At 38.8% G+C, this 878-nt stretch carries 2 protein-coding genes; both read left to right on the forward strand.

Translation table 11 applies throughout. The annotated features are described in order from the left end of the window. Nucleotides 1–88: 88 nt before the first annotated feature. The gene (locus tag A3735_RS01820; RefSeq protein ID WP_068508142.1) at nt 89–400 is read left to right on the forward strand and encodes a hypothetical protein; all 312 of its coding nucleotides are present in this window, start codon (nt 89–91) and stop codon (nt 398–400) included. A gap of 5 nt (nt 401–405) precedes the next feature. Further along, nucleotides 406–696 (forward strand): DNA-binding transcriptional regulator, encoded by a 291-nt coding sequence (locus A3735_RS01825; RefSeq protein ID WP_068508141.1) that lies wholly within the window; start codon nt 406–408, stop codon nt 694–696. Nucleotides 697–878: the final 182 nt, after the last annotated feature.

Consider the following 878-nt stretch of genomic DNA (forward strand, 5'->3'; position numbering starts at 1 on the left):
TTGGGAGAGAGGTAGTCGTTATAGGCATCTTATATTTTAATCTGTTTAATTTAATGTCAGAATACGTCAGTGGCGTATAGTTGTGTTTATGGTTATTATTGAAACAAGCGTATTTACCAAACTCATTAAGCAATTGATGCCTGATGAACAATATCGAGAGCTACAAGAAACGCTGGTTAATCGGCCTGACCTTGGTGACCTGATTAGAGGTTCTGGAGGTTTGCGTAAGATCCGTTGGAAGCTTAAGTCTGCAGGTAAAAGTGGTGGTGTGCGAGTTATTTACTATTGGGTGGTAAGCGATGAACAAATTCGTATGCTGTATGTTTATCCAAAGGGTAAACAAGAAAGCTTAACTTCAGATCAATTGGCGATATTAAAAACCATTGTAGAGAGGTGGTAAATGATATGAAAGATAATGACTTTAGTGAACTGCTGGCGAGCGTTCAGGAAATGGATGATATAGTTGAAGGTAAAGCGGGCACATCGCGTAACTTTAAATTTGAAGAGCCTGAAGTTAAGGCGATTCGTGAAAAAATTGGCTTATCTCAAACCCGTTTCGCAGGACTCATTGGTGTCAGTAAGCGTACATTAGAAAATTGGGAACAGGGGCGGCGTTATCCAACAGGTCCCGCGAGAGCTTTGCTTCGTTTGCTAGACAAAGACCCAGAATATGCTCTGCGCACTTTGAATGGGTAATTTTGAGAATTACTTAATAGGTTTGTTTATCTCTTTGTTGACCTGCATCTGCTATAACTAATTTCCCATAATGGTTGTACCTACAACTCCAGCTCGCAAGTAACTTTTTTATTCTATCGATCCTTTGAAGAAAAAGGTGTCACATTTAATTTTTAAATACAGAAAATAGATGTGAAGTCTTT

The sequence above is a fragment of the Oleiphilus sp. HI0061 genome (genome assembly GCF_001635675.1).